Source organism: uncultured Anaerobiospirillum sp. (assembly GCF_902485895.1).
Taxonomy (GTDB): domain Bacteria; phylum Pseudomonadota; class Gammaproteobacteria; order Enterobacterales; family Succinivibrionaceae; genus Anaerobiospirillum; species Anaerobiospirillum succiniciproducens.
Map to the genome: position 1 here is coordinate 1 of NZ_CABTML010000057.1, position 23683 is coordinate 23683.

Annotated in this window: 16 protein-coding genes; 9 read left to right on the forward strand and 7 right to left on the reverse strand. The window is 44.7% G+C overall.

Going from position 1 to position 23683, the window contains the following annotated elements; translation table 11 throughout:
• The first annotated feature begins 71 nt into the window (after nt 1-71).
• The 4 genes from RDO37_RS04635 to RDO37_RS04650 all read left to right on the forward strand — a co-directional run bounded on the left by RDO37_RS04635 (nt 72) and on the right by RDO37_RS04650 (nt 5415).
• A complete protein-coding gene (locus RDO37_RS04635; RefSeq protein WP_308498275.1) occupies nt 72-953 on the forward strand; it encodes a flagellin in 882 nt (293 codons plus the stop codon).
• Between the two features lie 325 nt (nt 954-1278).
• Nucleotides 1279-2241 (forward strand): flagellin, encoded by a 963-nt coding sequence (locus RDO37_RS04640; RefSeq protein WP_308498276.1) that lies wholly within the window; start codon nt 1279-1281, stop codon nt 2239-2241.
• 318 nt (nt 2242-2559) lie between these two features.
• On the forward strand, nt 2560-3540 hold the full coding sequence (locus tag RDO37_RS04645; protein ID WP_308498277.1) for a flagellin: 981 nt from the start codon (nt 2560-2562) through the stop codon (nt 3538-3540).
• A gap of 543 nt (nt 3541-4083) precedes the next feature.
• A complete protein-coding gene (locus tag RDO37_RS04650) occupies nt 4084-5415 on the forward strand; it encodes a multifunctional CCA addition/repair protein (protein WP_044122504.1) in 1332 nt (443 codons plus the stop codon).
• A gap of 164 nt (nt 5416-5579) precedes the next feature.
• Here RDO37_RS04650 and RDO37_RS04655 read toward each other — a convergent pair whose 3' ends face one another.
• The 4 genes from RDO37_RS04655 to tsaD all read right to left on the reverse strand — a co-directional run bounded on the left by RDO37_RS04655 (nt 5580) and on the right by tsaD (nt 9296).
• Nucleotides 5580-6422 (reverse strand): undecaprenyl-diphosphate phosphatase, encoded by an 843-nt coding sequence (locus tag RDO37_RS04655; protein ID WP_308498278.1) that lies wholly within the window; start codon nt 6420-6422, stop codon nt 5580-5582.
• A gap of 756 nt (nt 6423-7178) precedes the next feature.
• A complete protein-coding gene (gene folK, locus RDO37_RS04660) occupies nt 7179-7715 on the reverse strand; it encodes a 2-amino-4-hydroxy-6-hydroxymethyldihydropteridine diphosphokinase (protein ID WP_027940472.1) in 537 nt (178 codons plus the stop codon).
• A 5-nt stretch (nt 7716-7720) separates the two neighbouring features.
• Complete coding sequence (gene folB / locus RDO37_RS04665; RefSeq protein ID WP_027940471.1) at nt 7721-8077, reverse strand: dihydroneopterin aldolase; 357 nt, start codon at nt 8075-8077, stop codon at nt 7721-7723.
• A gap of 205 nt (nt 8078-8282) precedes the next feature.
• Entirely contained in the window at nt 8283-9296 is a 1014-nt protein-coding gene (gene tsaD / locus RDO37_RS04670; protein ID WP_027940470.1) for a tRNA (adenosine(37)-N6)-threonylcarbamoyltransferase complex transferase subunit TsaD, read from the reverse strand.
• A gap of 728 nt (nt 9297-10024) precedes the next feature.
• On the opposite strand from tsaD, the gene rpsU reads away from it, so the two are divergent.
• From rpsU to RDO37_RS04690, 4 genes are all read left to right on the forward strand, one after another.
• Nucleotides 10025-10240 carry a 30S ribosomal protein S21 gene (rpsU, locus tag RDO37_RS04675; protein ID WP_027940469.1) on the forward strand — a complete coding sequence of 72 codons (216 nt, stop codon included), beginning with the start codon at nt 10025-10027 and terminating at the stop codon, nt 10238-10240.
• 1784 nt (nt 10241-12024) lie between these two features.
• Nucleotides 12025-13353, forward strand: a complete 1329-nt coding sequence (locus RDO37_RS04680; protein WP_308498279.1) for an HAD family hydrolase — start codon at nt 12025-12027, stop codon at nt 13351-13353.
• Between the two features lie 533 nt (nt 13354-13886).
• Entirely contained in the window at nt 13887-15854 is a 1968-nt protein-coding gene (locus tag RDO37_RS04685; RefSeq protein ID WP_027940468.1) for an ExeA family protein, read from the forward strand.
• Nucleotides 15855-15862: 8 nt separating this feature from the next.
• A complete protein-coding gene (locus RDO37_RS04690; protein WP_308498280.1) occupies nt 15863-16288 on the forward strand; it encodes a hypothetical protein in 426 nt (141 codons plus the stop codon).
• A 380-nt stretch (nt 16289-16668) separates the two neighbouring features.
• On the opposite strand, the gene RDO37_RS04695 is transcribed toward RDO37_RS04690, so the two are convergent.
• The gene (locus tag RDO37_RS04695) at nt 16669-17517 is read right to left on the reverse strand and encodes a TIGR04211 family SH3 domain-containing protein (protein ID WP_308498281.1); all 849 of its coding nucleotides are present in this window, start codon (nt 17515-17517) and stop codon (nt 16669-16671) included.
• A 606-nt stretch (nt 17518-18123) separates the two neighbouring features.
• Here RDO37_RS04695 and glnE point away from each other — a divergent pair.
• The gene (glnE, locus tag RDO37_RS04700) at nt 18124-21303 is read left to right on the forward strand and encodes a bifunctional [glutamate--ammonia ligase]-adenylyl-L-tyrosine phosphorylase/[glutamate--ammonia-ligase] adenylyltransferase (RefSeq protein ID WP_308498282.1); all 3180 of its coding nucleotides are present in this window, start codon (nt 18124-18126) and stop codon (nt 21301-21303) included.
• Between the two features lie 428 nt (nt 21304-21731).
• Here the strand turns inward: glnE and RDO37_RS04705 are convergent, their stop codons facing one another.
• Nucleotides 21732-22163, reverse strand: a complete 432-nt coding sequence (locus RDO37_RS04705; RefSeq protein WP_308498283.1) for a hypothetical protein — start codon at nt 22161-22163, stop codon at nt 21732-21734.
• A 490-nt stretch (nt 22164-22653) separates the two neighbouring features.
• Complete coding sequence (gene lpxL / locus RDO37_RS04710; protein ID WP_308498284.1) at nt 22654-23682, reverse strand: LpxL/LpxP family Kdo(2)-lipid IV(A) lauroyl/palmitoleoyl acyltransferase; 1029 nt, start codon at nt 23680-23682, stop codon at nt 22654-22656.
• Nucleotide 23683: the final 1 nt, after the last annotated feature.

A 23683-nucleotide genomic window follows, 5' to 3' on the forward strand; every position in this document is an offset into this window, starting at 1 on the left:
ACTCACAATAATTTCCTTTGCATTGAATTAGATCTAGGATTTAATATGCAAAGAATAGTGTACATGATCATATGCGTATCAATAGCGCTAAAGATGACGCTGCAGGCCTACAGATCGCCGATCGTTTAACCTCCCAGATTAATGGCCTTAATCAGGGTAACCGTAACGCATCAGACGGTATTGCTCTTGCTCAGACTGCTGAGGCAGGTATGGATGAAATCTCTGGCATGCTCCAGAAGATTCGTACTCTTGCAGTGCAGGCTTCAAACGGCACAAATACTACTGCTGATAAGCAAGCTCTTTCTAAAGAGGCTTCCTCATTAGCAACTGAAATTACCCGTATTGCAAAGCAGACTACTTTTGCAGGCAAGACCATCTTAAACGGCAAGCAGACAAACTCTATTGACCCGATTGCCGGTGGTGGCGGTGGCGGTAACCCTCAACCACCAGCACCAGCACCAGGTGGCGCCGGTGCCGACCAGAGCATCACTCTGCAGGTAGGATCCAATAAGGGCGATACAATCTCATTTGCTTTAGTTAACCTGCAGTTCTCAGCTGCAGCAGTTAAAGCCGGTATTGCTGATGGTAACTTCCTTGCAGCTGGTGGTGCAGGAGATAAGGCATTCATTAAGGGTGCAAATGATGCTATTACCATCAACTTTACAACAGCTGGCACAGCAAGTGACATTATTGGCTTCATGGATCAGATGATTGGCTATGTTGATAGCCAGCGTGCCGATTTAGGTGCCACCCAAAATCGTCTTGAGTCATCTATCCGCAACCAGTCTAATGTGGCTGCTAACGAAGCTGATGCTCGCTCACGTATCCGTGATGCTGACTTTGCCCAAGAGTCTGCTAACTTATCACAGCAGTCTATCATTCAGCAGGCTGCCGCTTCCATGCTGATGCAGGCTAACACCCGTCCTCAGCTTGGCTTAAGCCTCTTAGGCTAATAGCTAACAAGCTTTAGCAATAAAGCTAGTAGCTCAATGAAAACCTCGCTTTTGCGGGGTTTTCTTGTCTCTAAAGGTCTGTGCTGTAGATAAACGCATGGCAGGCATGAGCTTGGGTGTAATCATGCGTGTCAAACATACACTAATTGAGCAAATATTTGTTTCAGGACAGGCATATTATTCGACTAGATAAGTAGCAGATAGGGTCTTATAGTGGACTCTTCTATAACAGAATTCTAGTGCTCCTTAGTCAGTGGCCATGCCCTCCTGACATCGTTAATAGCGATTGCTATATAGAGCAACAAAACATATTTGGAGTATGGCCATGGCCGTATTTGTTAACACCAATTATTCCGCCCTTCAGGGTCAGCGTTACCTCGGCAATGTCCAGAACCAGCTCACTACTACATACCAGCGCTTATCAAGCGGTATGCGTATTAATAGCGCTAAAGATGACGCTGCAGGCCTCCAGATCGCCGATCGTTTAACCTCCCAAATCAATGGTCTCAACCAGGGTAACCGCAACGCAGCTGATGGTATTGCTTTAGCTCAGACCATCGAGTCAGGCATGGACGAGATCTCTGGCATGCTTCAGAAGATCCGTACTCTTGCTGTTCAGGCAAATAACGGAACCAATACAGCAGAAGATCGCGCAGCGCTTTCTAAAGAGGCTACTGCTTTAGGTAATGAAATTAGCCGTATTGCTAAGCAGACTACATTCGCTGGTAAGACTGTACTCAACGGCACTAATAAACAGGGCGATAACAACTCAATTTATCCAGACGGTGCAAATGCCGGTGATGATGGTTCTATCACTCTCCAAGTGGGCTCCAATAAGGGCGACACCATTTCTTTTAATGTAAAGAACATGGTGTTCTCTAAGATTGCTGGTACTACAAACTTAGTTGCAGCGGCTGACACATTTATCAATATTGATAAGACCACAGGTAGCTTAACTGTTGACTTTAATGCAGCTCCTAAAGCAGCAGGTGGTGCTGGTGGTGCCCCAACCATTTCAGATATCATTAGTCTTATGGATACAATGATTGCAAACGTTGACTCTGAGCGAGCCAATTTAGGTGCGATCCAGAACAGACTTGAGTCATCTATCCGCAACCAGTCTAATGTGGCAGCTAACGAAGCTGATGCTCGTTCACGTATTCGTGATGCTGATTTTGCTGAAGAGTCTGCTAACCTGTCACAGCAGTCCATCATTCAGCAGGCTGCCGCTTCCATGCTGATGCAGGCTAACACCCGTCCTCAGCTTGGCTTAAGCCTCTTAGGTTAATAGCTCACAAGCTGTAGCCATAGAGCATATTGATTACTGGAAACCTCGCTTTTGCGGGGTTTTCTTGTTTCATAGGGTTTTAACAGAACGTGTTAGAGGCGTGATCGTGGGTGTAATCATGCGTGTCAAACATACACTAATTGAGCAAATATATGTTTTAGGATAAGCGTCTTACTCGACTAGATAAGTAGCAGACAGAGTCTTGTAGAAGACTTGTCTAAACAGAATTCTAGTGCTCCTTAGTCAGTGGCCAGGCCCTCCTGACGTCGTCGATAGCGATTGCTATATAGAGCAACAAAGCATATTAGGAGAATGGCCATGGCAGTATATGTAAATACCAATTATTCCGCCCTTCAGGGTCAGCGTTACCTCGGCAATGTTCAGAACTCTTTGACTACTACATACCAGCGCTTATCAAGCGGTATGCGTATCAATAGCGCTAAAGATGACGCTGCAGGCCTCCAGATCGCCGATCGTTTAACCTCCCAAATTAATGGCCTCAACCAAGGTAACCGCAACGCTTCTGACGGTATTGCATTAGCTCAGACCATGGAAGCAGGTATGGATGAGATCTCTGGCATGCTCCAGAAGATCCGTACCTTAACCGTACAGGCCTCTAACGGTACTAACACTGCCGATGATCGAAAGTCTATTGGTAAAGAGATAGAGTCTCTTGCCAATGAAGTTAACCGTATTGCCATGCAGACTACATACGGTGGCAAGAAGATCTTAAACGGTATGGGTAAAGATGACAGCTCACTGTTTGGCAAGGATAATGACGGTTTTGATAAAGGTAAGGCTGGTAAAGATGGTACTATGACCCTCCAGGTTGGCTCCAATAAAGGTGATACCATCTCGTTTACTGCAAAGTCATTTATGTTCTCAACTATTGGTGCAGCAGCTAATAGTGCTGATTTAGTAAAGGCAGGTACTGATACTGTTTTTGGTACTGATGCTAATACAGGTAAGATCACTGTTACTATGAGTAAGCTCGATTTTTCTGATGCAACAAAAGATAATTACGTTGGTAACGTTATTGGCCTGATGGACTCTATGATTGGTGCTGTGGATGCTCAGCGTGCCGATTTAGGTGCGATCCAGAACAGACTTGAGTCATCTATCCGCAACCAGTCTAATGTGGCTGCTAATGAGGCTGATGCACGCTCACGTATTCGTGATGCTGACTTTGCTGAAGAGTCTGCTAACTTATCACAGCAGTCCATCATTCAGCAGGCAGCTGCTTCTATGCTGATGCAGGCTAATACTCGTCCACAGCTTGGCTTAAGCCTGCTTGGCTAATAGATTTTGTTTGATGAGCTCTAAAGAGCAATGAAAAGGGCAGCCAGATGGCTGCCTTTTTTGTTGGTGGGAGTGGGGGATAACATTTTTTTGTGGTCTAGTGGTTTAGCTGTCAATGAGGGAGCACTGGCATGACCGAAATAGCGCAAAGTGATAGATATTTATCAGCTATGGTTCCATTGTGCAGCGTTCATGTTAATTGGTGCTAATCTGTGTCGTATACAATAGGTTATAATTTTGCAACAGCAGTATTTACATAAAGTGTTAAACTATGTGGCCCTGCGATTGGAGCTTTGAGTCGTAGTTAAGAGGTGACAGCGTACGTTTAGTGGTTGCTGCCATAAGTTCTGAAGTTTGCGCCTATAGTAATGCTGTATTAGTGCAGCTAGTTGGTTGTTAGTAGAACGCTGAGGTTAGGTCCTGAGCGCATGATTGAGTCCTTTTGCATCTCTGATTGCATCTGATGCGCTTTGAGTGGTGCGTTTAAGAGTACTGAATCATGGAGCTTAGAAATCCCTCAGTCGGTTCGATTGGAGGTTTTTAATGCAGGTTTATCTCGTTGGTGGAGCAGTACGCGATCGGCTGTTGGGCATCAGCGGCGCTGATCGCGATTATGTAGTAGTTGGTTCTACTCCTGAAGAGATGATGTCTTTAGGCTATGAGCAGGTTGGTCATGACTTTCCTGTCTTTTTACACCCTGAGACTCATGAGGAGTATGCGCTAGCCCGTACTGAGCGTAAGAATGGTCGTGGCTACAAGGGCTTCATTTGCGACTTCAAAAAAGAGACTACTTTACAAGAAGATCTCTTAAGACGTGACCTTACAGTTAATGCCATTGCTGAGGACAGCGAGGGCAATTTAATTGATCCTTACAATGGATTAGAAGATCTTAAAAAGCGCGTTTTACGCCACGTCTCTCCAGCATTTGTTGAAGATCCACTGCGTGTATTACGTGTCGCTCGCTTTGCTGCAAAGATGCATCACTTAGGCTTTAAGGTCGCTGATGAGACTTTAGAGTTAATGCGCACTATCGTTAATGAAGGTGAGCTTGAAGCGCTTACCCCTGAGCGTGTTTGGGTGGAACTTGAGAAGGCTCTTAAGACCAACAATCCTGAAGTCTTTATCGAGATCCTGCATTATGTAGGCGCTTTAAAGGTGGTGCTGCCTGAGGTAGAGGCCCTCTCTGGTGTTCCAGGTCCACGTCGTTGGCATCCTGAGATCGATACCTTAATTCACACCATTATGACGGTGCATCGTGTAGCTCAAGAAAGTCCAGATCCAGTTGCTCGTTTTGCTATGCTGTGTCACGACTTAGGCAAGGCTCTTACTCCACCTGAGAACTGGCCACATCATTACAAGCATAATGAGCTAGGCTTAAAGCCTCTTGAGGAGCTGTGCACTCGTCTTAAGGTACCAAACCACTATCATGACTTTGCCAAGATTGTGGTCTACCATCACTCTTTTATTCACCATTTATATAAGAATGGTCCAGAGGGTGTAGTTCATCTCTTAGATGGTCTTGATGCTTGGCGTCGTCCTGAGCGTGTTAAGCCATGGATCTTATGCTGTAAGTGTGACTTCCTTGGTCGTAAGGGCTTTGAAAATCGTCCATTCCCACGTGCTGAGTATCTCTATGAGATCTTTACTCTCTGTCAGACTGTGACTGCAACTGAGTTTGTTGAGGCTGGCTTAAAGGGCCCAGACATTCGTGATGCAATGCATAACAAGCGTGTAGAGCTAGTTACCGAGTTCATGTCTAAGATGCCGCAGAGCGAACTTGATGACAGTGCTAACAGCGCACCTCCTGCTGATGAGTTCACTATGGAAATCGACAGCAACCGTGCTATTGAAGACGAATTCCGTTATCGTGATTAGTCTTTTGAGCACGTATAGCTAGTTGTTTTAAATTATGGTGCCGGCCATTTTGCTAGTGGCTGGCTTTAGATGCAAAAAGCCCCTGCAATCAAATCTATGATGCAGGGGCTTTTGTATTTGGTGCTAAGTATGTAGCTAGTGTTTAGCTAGTGTTTAGCTTGTGCTTAGGCTAAGAAGTATAAAAGACCGAAGCCAAGTAAAATACGGTAGATTACAAATACGGCCATACCTGACTTTGAAATAAAGCGCATGAATAGCGCAATCACAATCAGAGCAGTGATGAAGGCGATGATACCACCAACTAGCATCTCTACAGGGTTGGCAACGCCAGGAACGTCAGAAGTAACTAGCTTAATGCCCTCAAGTAAAGCTGAGGCCAGAATGATAGGAATGGATAAGAGGAAACTAAAACGAGCGGCAGCCTCAGGACGCATGCCTAAGAATAAGCCTGCAGTCATAGTTATACCCGAGCGTGAGGTGCCTGGTATTAAGGCCAATGCCTGTGAAAAACCAATGATTAAAGTCTGAGCAAGGTTGAGCTTACGGAGGCTATCTGGGCGATTGTTATGTAAGTTAGCCTTAGTATGCCAGTTCATCTTGCGATTTACATAAGATGCTAGACCTAAGAGCAGACCAAAGCCGATCGTGGTATAGGCAATAATATGAATGGAGCGGCCGGCTGTAGAGACAAACTCTTCAAGTAATAAGCCTGCAACTGCAGCTGGAATAGTGCCGATAATAATGAACCAGCCTATGCGACTTTGCGGAGTCTGCTTGCGAGTTATCATCGACTTAATGGTGTGAATGGTGATCTCGTATAAATCTGAAATGTAGTAAATCACTACAGCGAGTAAAGTACCAAGGTGAACAGCGACGTCAAAGGCAATGCCTTGATCATCCCATCCTAATAATTGGCTTGGAAAAATGAGGTGAGCGCTAGAGGAGACAGGTAAAAACTCAGTAATACCTTGGATTAAGGCTAGAACCACAATATGAGTGATAGGCACTTGGTTTTCCTTGTTAACACACTAAAGACTGAAACAGTCGTGAAAATCCTATCTGATACGCACAAGAGGGCGAGACACCGTAAATTACATATCAAACACAGCAAAGCTCAACTTAGAACAGCAAGCACCAGCATGTAATTAGTACAGAGCTTACAAGCTAAGCTAGTGTTGGGGTCAAGGCATTAATATGCGCCTAGACGTGCTTTAGATGATTAAATCAAACTTAAGCTTATAGCTTGCTTATAAAGTGGCAATTGTACTAAACGATACTTAGGCTAAAAAACAACAACATTATCAGAACGCTGTGACAATGTCTTTTTGCGCTCAGTTAGGCCATAAAGTTAGGGCTGTGATCTTTTAAAAGCATTAAGCCTTAAGTTTAGGCCGATAGCCATTTATTTTGCATGCAAGGAAACACACGATAAACAAGTACTGTGCTTACTTTCTGTGAAAGCGTTTGACATTTTAGCAAGCCACAAGGCCTAACACGAATGATTTGCAATAAAAAGTTAATCATGAGGCAAGAAGAGCTTGCTCATGAGGACGCTAAGATAGAAAAGTGGCAGCTAAGCTAGAGAAGAGGCAATAGTAGCTAGGGTCGTGGTTATTTTCTTTTTCTAAGTGCTTGTAAGCGATAAATAGAGCAGGGGTTGTGTGCCTAGCTATAAACTTTAAAGGCAGGAATTAACCCGCCTTTAAAGTGCAATCTTGTGATTGTCTAAAGCCTATATCAAGGATAGCTATAGGCAAGAGCGATTAGTTACCCCAAGAGGTGAACTTACGCTTAGTATCAAATGGAACCTTTACTACACGACGGCCTTCTGGAATATGAGGAACCATCTGCTCATTAAGCTCACTAACTGGCAGACCTAAGATAGGGTGTACGAGCTCTGGAGCAATGTCGTTAAGCGGAATGTTAACGAAAGGATAGTCCTGAATGTCGTGGCGAGGTACCTTGCAAGGCTCATCACGAACTTCATTACCGTAAGTGAGGATATCAATATCAACGCGGTGCTTAAGACCAAAGTTGGTGCTGTTGTAAATCATCAGCTCAGCACCAGCCTCACCTTCAATCTTGACGATCTCATTGTAAAGATCTTCCATAGAAAGTTCAGTAGAGCCGCCAACACATAAGTTGTAGTAGTCAGGCTCAGCCTCACGGACTGCCTTTGACTCGTAAACAGGGGATACTTTAAATTCTTTAAACAGTGGGCGTAACTTCTCAAGCGCAAACAATACGGCATTGTCGCGGTTGAGGTTGGAACCGATACCTAAATAAACTTGAGTACTCATAAATCCTAGTCCTCGCGTGTCCTCATTATTTCTACGCCGACTCCCTGTGTATTGGTCACAGCATGAGTCTTGAGTATTCTGAGCTGTACTGAATGAGGTTTAAACTCATTCAAAATCATCGCGCAAATCTCTTCGGCTAAAGTTTCAATTAGCTCAGCCTTACGTTCGATAACGAAGGCAGTAACTTTCTTGCATACCTCAGCATAGTTGATGGATTTGCTCAGGTCGCCGCTGAGTGCGCACTCATGCAGGTCGTGCTGCATGGTTATATCTAATTCAAGAGGCTGCTCGTACTCACGCTCATGTTGCAAAATGCCAATGATGGCGTTGATTTTGAGGCCTTTGATTAAAATCTTGTCCATTGCTACTCCGTTTTGCAACACTTGAATACCACATTAGTGACATCGGTTGCTTAAATAGAGTCTAGTTGCTCATATTTTGAGCATAGCTACAGCATAAAAGCACAATATTAGGTACAACGATCAACGCAAGCTAGGTTGCTGTGTTAAAGACTGCACTGTGTGCTTTTTGCAGTAGTGTTATCTGAAATCTAGGTTACTTAATTTTTTATAAAGGCTTAAGTGAAGATAGATGCCAGCGTGGGAAAACATTTACACCAAGATCGGCGCGTTCACCAGCCTTAAAGCGCAGCATACCTGCAAGAGCAATCATGGCTCCATTGTCGGTACAGAACTCACGACGTGCAAAGAATACTTTGCCCTTTCGTTTGTTCATGAGTGCAGTTAAAGACTCACGAATAGCACTATTAGCACTTACACCACCAGCTACTACTAAGGTGTTCATGTGAGTCTCGTCCAAAGCTCGCTTGCACTTTGCAGTTAAAGTATCTGCAACGGCATCTTCAAAACACTTAGCAATATCGGCCTTCTCAGCTTCGAGATTTTCGCTCTTGTGTACTGCATTTAGTACTGAGGTCTTTAAACCTGCAAAAGAGAAATCAAAGTTTGGTCGGTCGATCATTGGACGAGGGAATTTGTACTTGCTAGAGTCGCCATCTTTTGCCAGGGCCTCAAGCTTTGGACCACCTGGATAAGGGAGACCTAAAAGCTTGGCAGTCTTGTCAAAAGCTTCACCTGCAGCATCATCCACAGACTCGCCTAAGATCTCATAGCAACCAGGCTTCTCAACCTTTATAAGCATGGTATGGCCGCCAGAGACTAACAATGCAACAAATGGGAATGATGGAGGATTATCCTCAAGCATAGGAGCAAGCAGGTGGCCTTCCATATGGTGTACAGGAACAGCTGGAATGTTGAGAGCATATGCAAGGGAGCGAGCCTCAACAGCACCAACTAACAGAGCACCAATCAGACCAGGGCCGGCAGTATAGGCAATGGCATCAAGATCTTTAAGGCTAACGCCGGCATCTTGAGTTACCTTGCGTACTAGTGGCACCACACGCTTGATGTGGTCACGACCAGCAAGTTCAGGAACTACACCGCCATACTCGGCGTGGATAGGGATTTGAGTGTGCAGTGCGTGTGCCAAGAGGCCTTTTTCATCATCATAGACTGCAACGCCTGTTTCATCACAGGAACTCTCAATGCCCAGAACCAGCATTCTTTACCCTCGTTCATTAAAAACTATGCCCAGCTCATTGCCTTGATCTTGAATGACTTGAGCTTACAGAGAATACTTAGCTCATAGACAAATCTATACATTAAATATCAAGGTTTGCGCTTAACAAAATCCCCGCTGAACCAAGAGATTTGTTGGTAACTTGTTAAGATTAGGAAAAGGTTCCAATCACAAGAGCACGCAAGGTTCAAATTTTAACATCTATGCGGGCAAAAAAACATAAAAGGTGCAACACAAATCTACGCACCGCACGCAAATACGCCCATTAACTTTCACTAAGGTGCTATCTGCATCTATTCAATGCACTGATCTCTTTCCAGAAAAGCGGCATAAGTCCCAATAACCAGGGCTTTTGCCCACATGAAAGAACATATCCTTCAGCTACTTATATTGGTATGAATCAAGTGGGCGATAAGGTAAATCGCTATGCTTTTATCTAATGATCTTGTGATCTTTTTAGGCTCTGATCTCTGATCTTTTAGTAGCGTAAAGGCTGTAGAATAAGCCTTTAAGGGGCAAATAACGGTGATCTTAAGTGCTGTGATCTTAAAAAAGATGAGATTTGTCGTTCTTAAGTGCTTTACTTTTGGCTCTCATGACATTAGAATAATGCGCACTTCGATTTCCGGTAATTCTACTTGATGACTCCGGTTTTCTTATGATCCATGGTGGATCGATTTTAACTTTTACTTTTAAGGAAGGTGGTTTGCATGCCAGTCATCAGAGTACGTGAAAATGAGCCATTCGACGTTGCCTTAAGACGCTTCAAGCGTTCTTGCGAAAAGGCAGGTATCCTCGCTGACGTTAGAGCACGTGAGTTCTACGAGAAGCCAACTACTGTACGTAAGCGTGCAAAGGCTTCTGCTATCAAGCGTCACGCTAAGAAGTTAGCACGCGAGAATGCACGTCGTACACGCTTATACTAATTCGCGTTGCATACTCGACTGAGCTGCAACAGACTATTAGTGGATTAACCTCTACTAGTAAGTCTGATAGCTACATGGAAGCCCGCCTTGTGCGGGCTTTCGCATATCTGTACCCTCCCAAATCACAAGTAGCGCCTCTTTTATCCTCCTCTTATCCTCGCTATCTGCTACTTGCACCTCTTTGCCAAGCCAAGCCAAGCTTATCTTATCTACAAGAAACGTTCAGCTCATAAATTACAGGTAAGCTAAGTCAAGGCGAGAGTTTTAGCCACATACATAAGCAATTAGGCAATACAGCAATACTGCTATTAGGCATGTATTCACAGGACTTTAATACAACTTTGTGTACATAGATTCAGTTAGATGGGCAAATAGAGCGCAATGCCTAGAGGCTTTTTATCCTTAATATCAGCTGATAAAACTGCAGCATATCAGCCGATTTGTGTAGGTGTATACGGTAGTGCAGGGGGTAATCGTCATCTAAGCGTAATTCTTTTCTAAACGTCTTTGCTGTCTCTTTAGTTTGTCATGTCGGTTAGTTTGACTGGCTTAGTTTGAATGGTTAGTTAAGGGAAATTGTTAGCACAGAAAGAGAGAAGTCTGTCACTGCGAGGCGGCTCTTGTGGGTGCCTGACAATAATTGTAATTTTGTGCGTATATGGTGTCAGCTGGAGTGTGGTTTGAGTCGTGAAACGATACTTGAATTTTTACTAACTATGGTTTTCAGTGCAATAACTTTGTTGCTAAGTGTTAAGCACATCTCATGTAAAGTGCAGACGGTTTTTAAGAGAACTTGGGAGCAAATGGCTTGTATATAGGGTTTTGCGTTATTTGTCTAAGATGGGGAGTCTGTAGTTATCGCTGTATATTTAGGTGTGTAACTAGTTTTGAAAGAGCATAAACATGCGCTTGATTGCGAAATAGGTGCTTAAAACCATATGCGTACACAATCTAATTGTGATATGGATCAATTTTTTAAGCATTACTCAAATCTTTTGATACTAGTCTAATACAACAAAAGTACACGTAATGAAAGTTGAGTTAAACAATACTTTTATAAAAAGCCTTTATCTATGGGCTTTATACATTGAGTTCTAGTTATAACAGCACGCTCGTTAGCGTTTGCGCACGGTTACGGTTCGCACTTTACTTTTAGATACGGATGTACGATAAAAGTATATAGATAGGGCTTTTGTGTTTTATTCACAATGGAGCAGTGTAGATCCGTAATAGTGCAATCTGCAGTACCAAAGTGATAACTCAATTTAATTCCCTGCATAAGACTAGATGATGGGGTGCTGGCAATAGCTAAAGCTGATAAATACTGCCCCCTGAGTCCAAAAGTAGCGAATGTGTACATTGTTATGGCGTTTAGCTGCAACTAAGGCAGACTTTTTAAGCTTAGTACCTTAGTAAGTTAAGGATAAGCTCAAGCTTAAGGTTTAAGTGGATTTAAGCCACATGTCCTTAAAAGAACTGCCTTGAGAAAGTGGAATCTAAGCCACTTTATTGATTAACAGCAGATACGCGCACATGTGTATTAAAAACTAGGTAAATCCTAGTTGGTACATACAGGTACATGGACTTGTTTATACAAAAGAGCTGCAATTAGTTAAAGTTGGTTCCTGAAATTTGAGGCCTGTCTTAGTTCAATCTGCAGTAGATTGGTATGCTATACATATGACGATAGTGCATCTACGTCTATGTAGATACTGCAAGTGTGAAATAGTGACGGTATCTGAGATTAGTGATCACCTTTGTGCAAGAAACAAGGCGGATGCGATATGCAAATCTCTCAAGTGTTCGACAAGGTAAGTAGTGCTGTACAAAGCAGCATTCAAAATCTCACAGGCGAAGAACCACCAAAGGAAAAGCAGTTTGGCCATGACCGTCGCGTCGTTACTTTCGACCTGTATGGTTGCTTGCTTAACTATCGAATGATTACGCACTTCGTGGGTCAAGTTGGTCGCGAGAACAAATTCGAGCCAGAATTAGTTGAGCGTTACTTCCAGCTTTACCTCGAGCGCATTCGTCTGTCTCCTGACTTCATGACCATTCGTGATGTGCTTGAGACTTCGATGAAGTACCTTGATATGGAATTCAATACCAAGGTCTTTACCAAGAATTTTGCCGAGCTGTACCTAATTTATAATGACCTCAAGCCACATCCTGATGTGCTGCCTACTTTAGAGAAGCTGCACCGTGCTGGCTATGAGATGTATATTCTGGCAAATACCGACATTCAGCTTATCTCACGCCAGTTTGATAACTTAGGCGGTTACTTTAGCGAGAAGACTGTTTTAGTTGCCGATGAGTGTCGTTGCTATAAGCCAAACTTAGGTTTCTTTAAGGCAGCAGCTGAAAAGTTTAAGCTCCGTAGCGCTGACCATTTCCATGTAACTTCAAACTATTTCCAGGATATCGCTCCAGCTTGCCGTATGCATTGGCTCACCGCCTATGTTAACCGTTCTAAGACTGGTGTTTTTGAGGATTTAGAGCCTTCTGTAGTGCTCAATAGCCTTACCGACTTAGAAGAGGGCATGCAGTTTGCCAAGCGCCGTATCGAGGAAGAAGAGCGTGCAGCAGCAGAGCGTGAGCAGCATGCTCGCCTCATTGAGGAAAAGAAGAAGCAAGTTGCAGCTCAGGCAGCTCAGCAAGCTAAGCTTCGTCAGCAACGTGAAATGGCCGCTCGCCAACAGCAGATGCAGCAGAAACAAATGCAGCAGCAGATGGCAGGTATGAGTCCACAACAGCAGCAGCAAATGATGCAGCAGATGCAGCAGCAACAGATGATGCAGCAGCAAATGGCTGGCATGAGCCCACAGCAGCAACAGCGCATGATGCAGCAAATGCAGCAGCAACAGATGATGCAGCAGCGTATGGCTCAGCAGCAAAGACGTGGCCCTGGTATTGGTATGCTCAATGACGATGACCTTGCAGATTTTGCAGGCTCAGGTCCAGCAGCAACTCCACAAAATCAGTACTTTGTACCGCAAAACGAGCGCGATGCTGCTTTAGCTGAGAAGATGCGTCACATGAACCCTGCTAAGGCTCGTGCTATCGCTAGAGCCCGTGAGCGTGGTTTAGCAGCAGCTCGTGGCCGTGTCATGTAGCCACCGCTTCAACTCATATTTCTTTGAAACTGCCGCTTTTTAGCGGCAGTTCCATTTTATCTTCACCAAAAAGCAATCCCATACCACCCCACAAAGCATATAAGTGATAAGACGAGTAACACCAACGCCAATTGGCACCTGCCAAATCATCTATTATTGCAATCCATCGCCGCATAGTAAGTACTTATCACTAGGCAAGTTAATCTCAGGGCCATGCTAATCGGCGCATAGCGATCTGCTCTGAGGGCCTGTGCTGCAGATGCTTCATGGTGGCAAAAGCATAGGCTCATCAACAAAATGCACAGATTCGTGTCTGCGGCTTAAAGTGCAACAATTGGGCGTGGATAGCGGTTTTTTAGTGGATTTTTACAATGCGGTTGGCTTTTTGTATGTATCGATTGCCTAAATTGTGAACTTAGCGGTGTCGCAAAGGCGCGTGATACATGATTCTAGCGCTTAAATCCTATATAATTTAGTGGCTCTTGTTTGAGCATTTTGCTATTGGTTATTGGTAAGTAGTTAGGACTGTACTCATGTACCTGGAGTATTTTGGTTTAAATGACTATCCGTTTGACGGTTTGCCTGATAGGCGTTTTTACTATGTCGGCGGCTCCCAGCACCAGTCCATCACCTTGCTCAATACCACTCTGTCTCGCTCAGGCAGCATCTGCGTACTTACTGGCCCATCTGGTGCAGGTAAGTCCACTCTCGTGCGCTTATTAATGCGCTCCTTGCCTCATCGTATGCGTATTATTGCCATCGATGATCCTCGTATTGATCCGCATAACCTCATTGCAACTATTTTACGTGCCTCTGGCGTGGTGGCTACTTCATTTGAGTCATTAAATGATCTGACTTTTAAGCTCAGAAAGATGCTAGAGACATCTATTGCCAATGGCATCATTACCACTGTTATTTGCGATGAGGCCCAAGGTCTTAGTGACGAAGTTTTAGAGCAAATTCGCCTTATTTCCAATATCGAAGGTGAAGCTGGCAAGATGCTTAATTTCTTGCTCGTTGGTCGTGACGATTTGATTGAGCATTTAAACAAGCCAATCCACGACATGCTCAAAAACCGCATTAAGATCTTTGCTACTCTGCCACCGCTCACTGCCAACGAAGTAGGCGCATATATAACCTACAGATTGCAGCAGGTTGGTCGAGTCACTCCTTTATTTACCGATAAGGCTATCGACGTCATCACTAAAAAGAGTGCTGGTGCGCCTCGTCTTATCAATGCCATTGCCGATATGGCGCTTAACATTGCCTATCAGAAAAAGTCTGAGCAAGTTAAAGGTGCCATTGCCGCTAAGGCAGCCTATTTAGTAAGCCACAATGAGGATGGTTTACGCAGCTACTTTAAGCATCTGTTTAAAGATATGCTCAGCGCCTCTTTGTATGCCAAAGCCGCTACTATTGGTGCAGCCTTTGTCTGTGCTGGTCTTACCTTTGTTGGCGCACTGATGTTAGTGCAGACCTTCATGCCAGTACGCTCCATTCAAAGTGCGCTTATCAACGATGCTCAAGTACAAGCTCGTTATCAGGCTGTATCTGACTATCTCTTCCGTGGCCGCAATGCTGCATCTCGTGAGCTGTATTTCTTTAATCAGGCAGTATCTGAGTCTTACTTTAAGGTCAGCGCTTTTGCCACCTTATTTAAGGTGCATGGCTACACCGTTGATGATGAAGATGTCACTGTTAACTCAGCTATCTTAAAGAAAGCTAACTTACAAAGCTTATCTCAGACTGGCCCATTAAGTGAGGCAGTTTCATACAATGCTCCAGTACTTATTGGACTCATTGATGACAATCTCACACCATTTTATGGCGTTCTCTATGAGCTTAATGATGACGTTGCTCAGATGATCATTGGCAACTACTTATTTGCCATTAAGCTTGACTACCTCAAAGAGCGCTATATCGGTGAGTACACTGTTATTCATCCATATGTGGGCGATATTAGCGACTTAAAGTCCCGTCGTACTGACACTCGAAAGGATATGGAAAATAAACTGCGTCCATATCTAACCGCATATCGCCAAAGAGCTTTAGAAAGCGCTAATAGAGAGGCGAATAAGGCCTTATTAAACTACGAGCGCCAAAAGGATGAAGTAGCTAAGCTGCGTCAAGCCGTTCGTCAGCAGCTTTTATCCTCCATTGCTTCAGATAACTTAAGTGATAATCAGCTTGAGAAGATGCTTCAAAACCGCATTGGTGATGCTCTTTTAGAAGACGATGCTTATCAAGAGGCTTTAGCTAATCTTAAGGCTATGGAGAAGCTCAGTGCTGATAAAGAGATTAGAGCTGACCGTATTCGTACCATCTCACTGCGTTTAGATGATGGCTACGAGCGTGCCATGAATCTTTTCTTACAAGAGCAAAGCTTAAGTGAGATTAACGATCGTGCGGTCGCCTTACTGACTTTAGCAGGCTACGATGGCCCGCGATTATTAAAGTCAGTGCCTGAGGCACAAGACGTCACTCCTGCTAAGGATAAGTAGGAGGCAGAATGCGTATTTCCATTACTCAGCAAGAACTGCAAGAGGCCTTTTATGAGCTTTCCTTTAACCGCTGGAAGGCTCTTAAGCTCTTTTCCTTTTGCTTTGCCTGTTGCATTGTAGGTCTTACAGCTTTGTATTGGACCTTAGATGTCAGCTTTGAAAAGCGTATCGACACCTTAACGCAAAAGCTTCTCCAAGAAATGGAAAACGAGGTCAATAACGCCCAAATGCCACCAGTCTCCAGCCTTTACGAAGGTGTTGTGGAGTATCGTGGCCGTGCTGATTTTGATAATGTTACTATCATCAATCCGCTGACAGCTAAATACATTAAAGACCATTCTATCTCTCGTGTGCATGGTGAGCGACGTGCCGTTGCCGAAGGTATCTACGAAATCCGCTTTACCAAAGTACCCGACGCAGCAGACGGTAAATAACATCCTCGACAAATCCACCACCACAGCACAGCCAAGATCCCAAGCTTCAACCTAACAGCTGCTAGCAAACAACCTCAGCTGCTTGCAGTCTCAGCCACGGCTCCACTCAAAAACACCGCAACAAAAGACCCATTGTCCCGAATAAGAATGGCCCATAAGGCCTAAGGCAAAAGACTCATTAGCCCGAATAAAATGGGCAATGCGAGTAAAACAACAGGGCAATGAGCCTCAAAATGAAAGGGGGCTTAAGGGCAAAAGCAAAAGCTGTGGGAGCTGTAAGCATTTTTTAATGCATAGGGTGGCGTTTTAGCTTGCCTCATAAGCAAAAAGGCCGAACTTGTAAAAGCTCGGCCTTTTTAAGATGCGCTTGAGGCTAACTATTAGTAGCGGTCACGCTTTTGCTTGCGGGATGGGCGTGGGATGAATACGAACACAACGCCTGCAATGGCACCGCACAGGGCAATGATGGCACCTTGCATCCACCAGCGCATTTGCATATCTAAGTCTTTGGTCTCAAGACGATCTGCATAGTCACGATAGAGCTCATCAAGCTCGTTGATGGTGGCATCTTTGTTAACAATAGTTGCCTGCATCTCATGATTGAGCTTGGTTAAACGTGCAACTTCAGCCTCAGCCTTCTTAGTACGCTGCATGAGCTCGTTGTCGTAATTATCTAAGCGACTTTGCAGTTCATCGATCTTGGCTTGGAGCTTGTCTGCAAGAGGACGGCCGCACATATTAGGAGTTAAAGACTCAACTAAGATCCAGTAGTTGTCACCTTCGTACTGAACCTGAGCCCAACGACGGTTATCGGAGTAGCGTAAGAACTTAAGCTCATCACCAACAGAGCGAGCACCTGTTACACGGTAACCCTCACCTGGACCTGAGCGAGTCCATACCTTGTTGTTATCAGAAATATAGACAGGGCCGCCTACATAGAAGCCATTGTCATCACGTACAGGTTCTTTCTTTGCTTCTTCTTCGGCTTTAGCAGTATCTTGAGCTGCAGCTTCCTCAGTTGGAGTAGCTGCATTGTCATTAGTAGCTGCCTCAGGAGCAGTTTCATTTGCAGCGGCGCTAACAGCTGCAGGAGCCTCAGCAGCAGTTGCTGCAGCAGTTTCAACAGCCTGTGCTGCCTGTGCTTCTTCTTCAGCATGAGCTTGCAGGCTACCAAGGGTAAAACAGAGGCTGCAAGCAAGAGATACACTTAAAAGTTTATTGATATGCACGTTCGTATCCTTCAAGAGATTCGCAAAGATAGGCAGTAATATTATCACACCATTGCCATTTGTGTTGCTAAAGCCCAATCATGGGCATTTTTAGCAAACTAAAGACCATCATCAAGCATACAAAAAGGTCCCTCAAATTTAAGTCGAGCTCAAAGTCCTAGGCAAAAGCTTAGCACCACTTTAAGTAGCGATATGGCTTGCATCTGTCAATTCAGGCATTAGAGGAGATCGCCTCTATACAAAACGCAGTTAAAACCTTGCTAGCGCTATCGTGTATCGCAGTTGCTTCTTAGATGCCGAATATCTAACAAAGCTGTTGAGTTAGGATGTATGATTTCAAATCAAGCTGTTGAGGGGAGGGTACAGCTAGCCATAATGCTAGTCATAATGACTGTTGACCGTGTGGCACATGAGAAATAAGGCTTTTGAGCAATGAAAACGGGCTCTATCGGCAACGAAATGTGAATAGTGTGTGCGGTGTGCTTGATTTGTCGCGCTATTGCAGCTACTTTTAGTAAGTAGCTTGATACAGCTAAAAGTAATAGACACGATCTGTTGCGTACTTGAGGTCTAGCAAGGCGCTAGATGAGATCCTTAGGAGTCAATATGGCACTAAACTCTGACTATCCTTACGACATCTTTCCTGATTTTAATAACTTACCAGAGCTGCCTGAAGAGTTGTTAGCTGATGGACGTAACTTTTATGAGCGCTTAAAGCAGCGTGCAACTCCAGAGGATATGGCTGTATTTGACTCACGCCGTGAACTGCTCTATGTCATGTCCATGTCTGAGTTTATCTCCAGGACTTTGACTCAATATCCAAAAGAGTGTGCTGCACTAATCTCTCAAGGCGCGTTAGATGATCCATTCTTCTCTTTAGATCCAACTGACGTTGTTAACGAGACCATTGTTACGGGCCTTCAAGATCCTGAGCTGAAAAAACGTTTACGTGTATTGCGCCGCACCCGTATGGTAGTGATTGCTTGGCGTGATCTTACCGGTCAGGCGGATATTGAAGAGGTTTTTGTCTCTTTATCTAATTTAGCTGAGTGCATTGTTGATCGTACCGTGCATGTGGTTAGAGAGAGCTTAAAGCCTGTCTTTGGTGATGCTTTCGATAAAGAAGGCAAGCAAATGCCGCTGCTTATTCTTGGCATGGGTAAGCTTGGTGGTGGTGAGCTTAACTTCTCTTCTGATATCGATTTAATCGCTTGCTATCCATACGATGACGATACTCAAGGTGGATCTCGCTCTATTTCTCACCAAGAGTACTTCACCAAGGTCATGCAGCGTTTATCTAACCTCTTAAGCGAGGTGACTGCTGACTCCTTCTGCTATCGTATTGACTTGCGCTTAAGACCATTTGGTGATGCCGGCCCATTAGTTTCATCCTTTGATGCTTTAACTGTTTACTACGAAACTCAGGGTCGTACTTGGGAACGTTATGCCTTAGTTAAGGCTAAGATCATTGGCGACTATCACAAGTGGGGTACTTATGGTGACGAACTCATTGAGCTCTTGCGCCCATTTGTTTATCGTCGCTACCTTGATTACGGTGCAATTGAGTCTTTACGTAAGCTCAAGCACATGATCGAGTCTGAAGTACGTCGTCGTAATTTAGGCGATAACTTTAAGCTCGGCTCAGGTGGCATTCGCGAAGTCGAGTTCATTGCTCAGGTATTTGAGTTAATGCGCGGTGGTCGTATCCCTGAGCTAGCTGAGAGAAGTTTGCGTAAGACCTTACGTAATATTGCTAAGCTGCAGTTACTGCCAGAGTCTGTCTGCCAGGATCTTGATGATTGCTATATCTATCTGCGCCGTGTTGAAAACACCTTGCAGATGTTGGCTGACAAACAAACTCAGACTCTGCCTGAAAATGAAAAGGATCAAAAGCGACTAGCTATTGGTCTTAACAAGGGCTCATATCAAGAGCTCCTTGATGAGTTAGATAAAGTACGTGCATGTGTACATAAGCAATTCGTGTCCGTAATGCGTGATTCAGATGATGAGCAAGAGGAAAATGACGCTGCAGATGTAGAGTTATGGGAAACCGTACTCACCGCTGAAGAGCTTGAGCCTGTCTTAGAGCAGCTCTTAAAGAACAACAAGCCTCATGCTCAAGAAAGTGCCTCGAGCGCAGAGCAGGGTAACAGCAATACATCGAACAGTGGCAACTGCAATACATCGAACAGTGGCAGCTCACATACATCGCATGGCTACCATGGTGTTGAGCCAAATGCTCCTGTTAAGTCAGCCACTTCAACTCCATATCGTGCAGGCGGTAGCTCTTCAAGCAGCTCTAAGAGCAATGAGTCTGAAGCTTACGCTTTAGCTCAAGCCATTATTAATCTGCACAGTGCTCTTGACAGAATGCCAGTAGGCCCAATTGGTCGAGATACACTGCTGCGTCTCATGCCTAAGATCATCCGTGCCGTAGTTAAATACAAGGATGCTGCTGGCTTATTTAAGAAGGTTGCCCTCTTAATTGAGAAGGTATCACTGCGCACTACATATCTGCAGTTACTTGCAGAGAACGATGGCACTCGTCAAAAGCTCTTAGCACTGCTAGATGGAAATAACTTTGCTGGCTCGCTTATCTCTGAGTATCCAATCTTACTTGATGAGCTGATTGCACCACGCTATTTCAAAGAACCACCTCATACTGAGGAGTACATGGCTTGGCTCAATGAGCGCTTAATGAGAATCGAACCTGATGATCTTGAAGAGCAGATGGAGGAACTCCGTCTGTTTAAGAAGGTCATGGTGCTGCGTATTGCTATGTCTGATCAATCGCAGTCTCTGCCGCTCATGAAGATCTCTGACTCACTAACTTGGCTGGCTGAGGCTATTATTCGTGAGATCAGTGTGCTTGCTTGGCGTCAAACCGTTGAAAAGTACGGCACTTTAGAAAACCGCGATGAGCAAGATCCAGGTTATGCCATCATTGCCTACGGTAAGTTAGGCGGTATTGAGCTTGGCTACAAGTCTGACTTAGATATGGTCTTCATTCGTGAGGTGACCGATAAGAGCACCACTGGTAGCAACTCCATTCCGGCTGTGATGTTCTATCAGCGCTTTGTACAACGCTTCATGCATCTGTGCACTACCCGTATGAATGGTGGCACTATTTACGAGCTTGATATGCGTTTACGTCCTGATGGTGATTCAGGCTTGCTCATTAGTGATCTTGAGTCTTACGATTTATATCAAAAGAATCGTGCCTGGACTTGGGAGCATCAGGCCTTAGTGCGTGCCCGTGCGGTTGCAGGCTCTCCACGCGTTATTGAGGACTTTAACCGTGTACGTGATGAGGTCTTGAGAACTCCACGTGATGAGGTGAAGCTCTCCGATGACGTATACGCTATGCGTATGAAGATGCGTAACTACTTAGATCGTAGCTCCGATAAGCTCTTTGATCTTAAGCAAGGTAAGGGCGGTATGGTAGATATTGAGTTCATTGCTCAGTACTTAACCTTACGTGAGGCTCCAAAGCATCCTGACATGGTCTTATGGTCGGATAACGTCCGTATCTTTGATGAGTGTGCTCGTCTAGGCATTCTCTCTGAGGACGATACCGAAAAGCTCAAGCACGCTTACCTCAATATCCGTGAGTGCTATCACCGCGTCAGTTTAGCTGATCGTCCTCGTATCGTCGATATTGAGGAGACTCCAGATGGCTGTCAGTGGGTAAGTAAGATCTTTGATGACATCTTCAAGGATGCCGCTGAGCGCTTTGTACCTCCACAGTACGGCAAAGCCAATAGCCTGCCACCAGGCACTGTCTAAATAAAAGCGGCCTAAAAGCTTCAAAAAAGCACACAGCGCAGCCTAGTGCTGCACCAAACAAAAGCTCCAGTCCCATCCCAAGGTCATGGAGCTTTTTGTTCTCCAAAAAAGGACAACCCCATCCGCAGTGCCTTCTCCAGGCCATACTATCTAGTTATCTGCAGCATATACAACAGCAAGCTACAAAAGCAAAAGCAAAAGCAAGCTCCGCTAGAGCAATTAACAGCTGCACAATGGAAATATGAGGCACAAAGCTGTCAATGATGAGCACTCCTCAAGTGTGATTCAGCCGATGGCTACGCATTTTGCAAGCAATTGATAAGAAAGAAGATGAGGTATACGTTGCTAAGGGCCTAAACTGCTTAGCAACGCGTTTGAAGAGGGGCATTTTTGGTAAAGCTAAGATCTTAAAAGATGGTCTGTATAGCTTATCTGAAGAAAAGAGGATCGTCGTTGTTTACTGATGGTTGAGGCAGATCGTACTCAAGCTTTACGCGCGAGGCTGGATTATCAACAGTTGAGCCTTTACCCGCAGGGCATTTGTAGATGCGGGCAGTAATGGCAATGCCCATGTCATCAGAGAGGCGATTCATGAGATCGGCATAAGCGTGCTGCTCGACCATATGAGTGCCGCCACGACGAACAGTGATGAGCTTGAGGTCATAACGAGCGTTTTCGATAGTGGCGCGTGGTGTAGTCTCAAAGTTGCCTAAGAAGAGGCAACCTTTAACTTGATCCTCAGCGGCATTAACGACAAGGCGCATATCTTCTTGTTCTTCATTAGAGGCACAGCCTGACACCATATGAGAAGAGGCAAGAGCAATACTTAAAGCGCAAAGTAGTTTGAGTGTACGTGCCATATCCGACCCCTTAGAGAAAACAATTGACAAGAGCATACACAATGAATGTTGCAATTATATGACGCGTTTGTTGAATCTACATGTAATTTGCTTAGCATTGCGATCACGCGCACTCTAAAAGGTAGTTCTAACCATCTTTAGGCAATGAATCACTAGGACAGGGCAAATATTTCACATAACCAACTAACAAAAAGACACTAACAACATGCCAAGACCAAGGCTTACTAAGTTCAAGCGCAAAGTTAGTCGCGCTTGATTCTAATCTTCAGGTAATAGCCATAGGCATTGCTAATGCGGATAAGCAAAAGAGTCTTGCTTGCAAAAGGGGCAATGTGAAAAGTGGGGGCTTGCTAATGCGCCTAAGCACAAGAGTTTGGCTTGAAATGGCCAATATTAAGAACTTAGCTAGTAGATGGGGCCAAGGCTCTAGACCTTGGCCGTAGAGGTGGGAGTAGGCACGCTGATGATCGTGCTTATTTTGGCTATGGCGCTACTCGATTTCAGGGTAACGGCTTGGGACGCCCTCAGGACAGCTCTTAAAGCGGCGATGCATCCACAGATACTGCTCTGGAGCAGAGAGAATCATTTGTTCTACATACTCATTGCCACGGCGGGTGTCAGCAACCTCGTCATCAGTTGGGAAGTTATCAATTGGCTCTAAGACACGGAAGCGATAGCCGTTTTTCTCACGAATGAGCCAGAAAGGCTGTACCTTAACGCCTTTGATGCGAGCAAGGTCGTGAAGACCAGTTACGGTGGCTGCTTGATCCACACCAAAGAAAGGCACGAACACTGCGCTCCTAGTGCCATAGTCTTGATCTGGTGCATACCAAATAGGATAGCCCTTCATAACAGCCTTAACCATTGAGCGCACATCCATGCGATCAACTAAGGCAAGGTTAGAGCGCAGACGGCCTTTAACCTGCAGATATTCCAAAACAGGGTGATCAGAGCTGCGATATACGCCAATTCCAGGCTTAATTGCCAAAGGGTATAAACGAGCACCGATCTCTAAAGTGGTCATGTGGCAAGTAAATGCAATGATACGGGCATCAGATGCAGCGAGCTCTTTAGCTTTAGCTAATTCTTGCTCATCAACAATCAGTAAGCGCTTAATACGCCAATCAGGCCAGAACCACGCAATACCAGTTTCAAATAAAGCGACACCAGCACTTTGAAAGATGCGCTTTTCTAAGTCGGCATACCACTTGTTATCTTTATCCGGAAAGCACAGCTTTAAATTGGTCTGAACGATGTAGCGACGACCTTTAACAAAGCGCATGAGAAAGCCGCCTAAGAACTTGCCCAGACCTACAATGCAACGGTATGGCAGGAGGTTAACGAGAAGGTATAAAAGAGTAAAGCTAGCCCAAGTTCCTAAGAAGGATGGCTTGAGCAAGGATAAACTAAATGGAATACCCTCAGTAACACCCTCACCCCAGCCTATCTTACGATTGGTATTGCGGTGAGCCTTTTTACGTTCTTCAAATGACTTATGAATTTTGAACTTCCCGGCCATC

What these genes read in the sequence shown, in the direction of transcription:
- RDO37_RS04635 (WP_308498275.1), top strand. Translation starts at nt 72, where the DNA reads ATGCGTATCAATAGCGCTAAAGATGACGCTGCAGGCCTACAGATCGCC.
- RDO37_RS04640 (WP_308498276.1), top strand. Translation starts at nt 1,279, where the DNA reads ATGGCCGTATTTGTTAACACCAATTATTCCGCCCTTCAGGGTCAGCGT.
- RDO37_RS04645 (WP_308498277.1), top strand. Translation starts at nt 2,560, where the DNA reads ATGGCAGTATATGTAAATACCAATTATTCCGCCCTTCAGGGTCAGCGT.
- RDO37_RS04650 (WP_044122504.1), top strand. Translation starts at nt 4,084, where the DNA reads ATGCAGGTTTATCTCGTTGGTGGAGCAGTACGCGATCGGCTGTTGGGC.
- folK (WP_027940472.1), bottom strand. Translation starts at nt 7,715, where the DNA reads ATGAGTACTCAAGTTTATTTAGGTATCGGTTCCAACCTCAACCGCGAC.
- folB (WP_027940471.1), bottom strand. Translation starts at nt 8,077, where the DNA reads ATGGACAAGATTTTAATCAAAGGCCTCAAAATCAACGCCATCATTGGC.
- tsaD (WP_027940470.1), bottom strand. Translation starts at nt 9,296, where the DNA reads ATGCTGGTTCTGGGCATTGAGAGTTCCTGTGATGAAACAGGCGTTGCA.
- rpsU (WP_027940469.1), top strand. Translation starts at nt 10,025, where the DNA reads ATGCCAGTCATCAGAGTACGTGAAAATGAGCCATTCGACGTTGCCTTA.
- RDO37_RS04680 (WP_308498279.1), top strand. Translation starts at nt 12,025, where the DNA reads ATGCAAATCTCTCAAGTGTTCGACAAGGTAAGTAGTGCTGTACAAAGC.
- RDO37_RS04685 (WP_027940468.1), top strand. Translation starts at nt 13,887, where the DNA reads ATGTACCTGGAGTATTTTGGTTTAAATGACTATCCGTTTGACGGTTTG.
- RDO37_RS04690 (WP_308498280.1), top strand. Translation starts at nt 15,863, where the DNA reads ATGCGTATTTCCATTACTCAGCAAGAACTGCAAGAGGCCTTTTATGAG.
- glnE (WP_308498282.1), top strand. Translation starts at nt 18,124, where the DNA reads ATGGCACTAAACTCTGACTATCCTTACGACATCTTTCCTGATTTTAAT.
- RDO37_RS04705 (WP_308498283.1), bottom strand. Translation starts at nt 22,163, where the DNA reads ATGGCACGTACACTCAAACTACTTTGCGCTTTAAGTATTGCTCTTGCC.
- lpxL (WP_308498284.1), bottom strand. Translation starts at nt 23,682, where the DNA reads ATGGCCGGGAAGTTCAAAATTCATAAGTCATTTGAAGAACGTAAAAAG.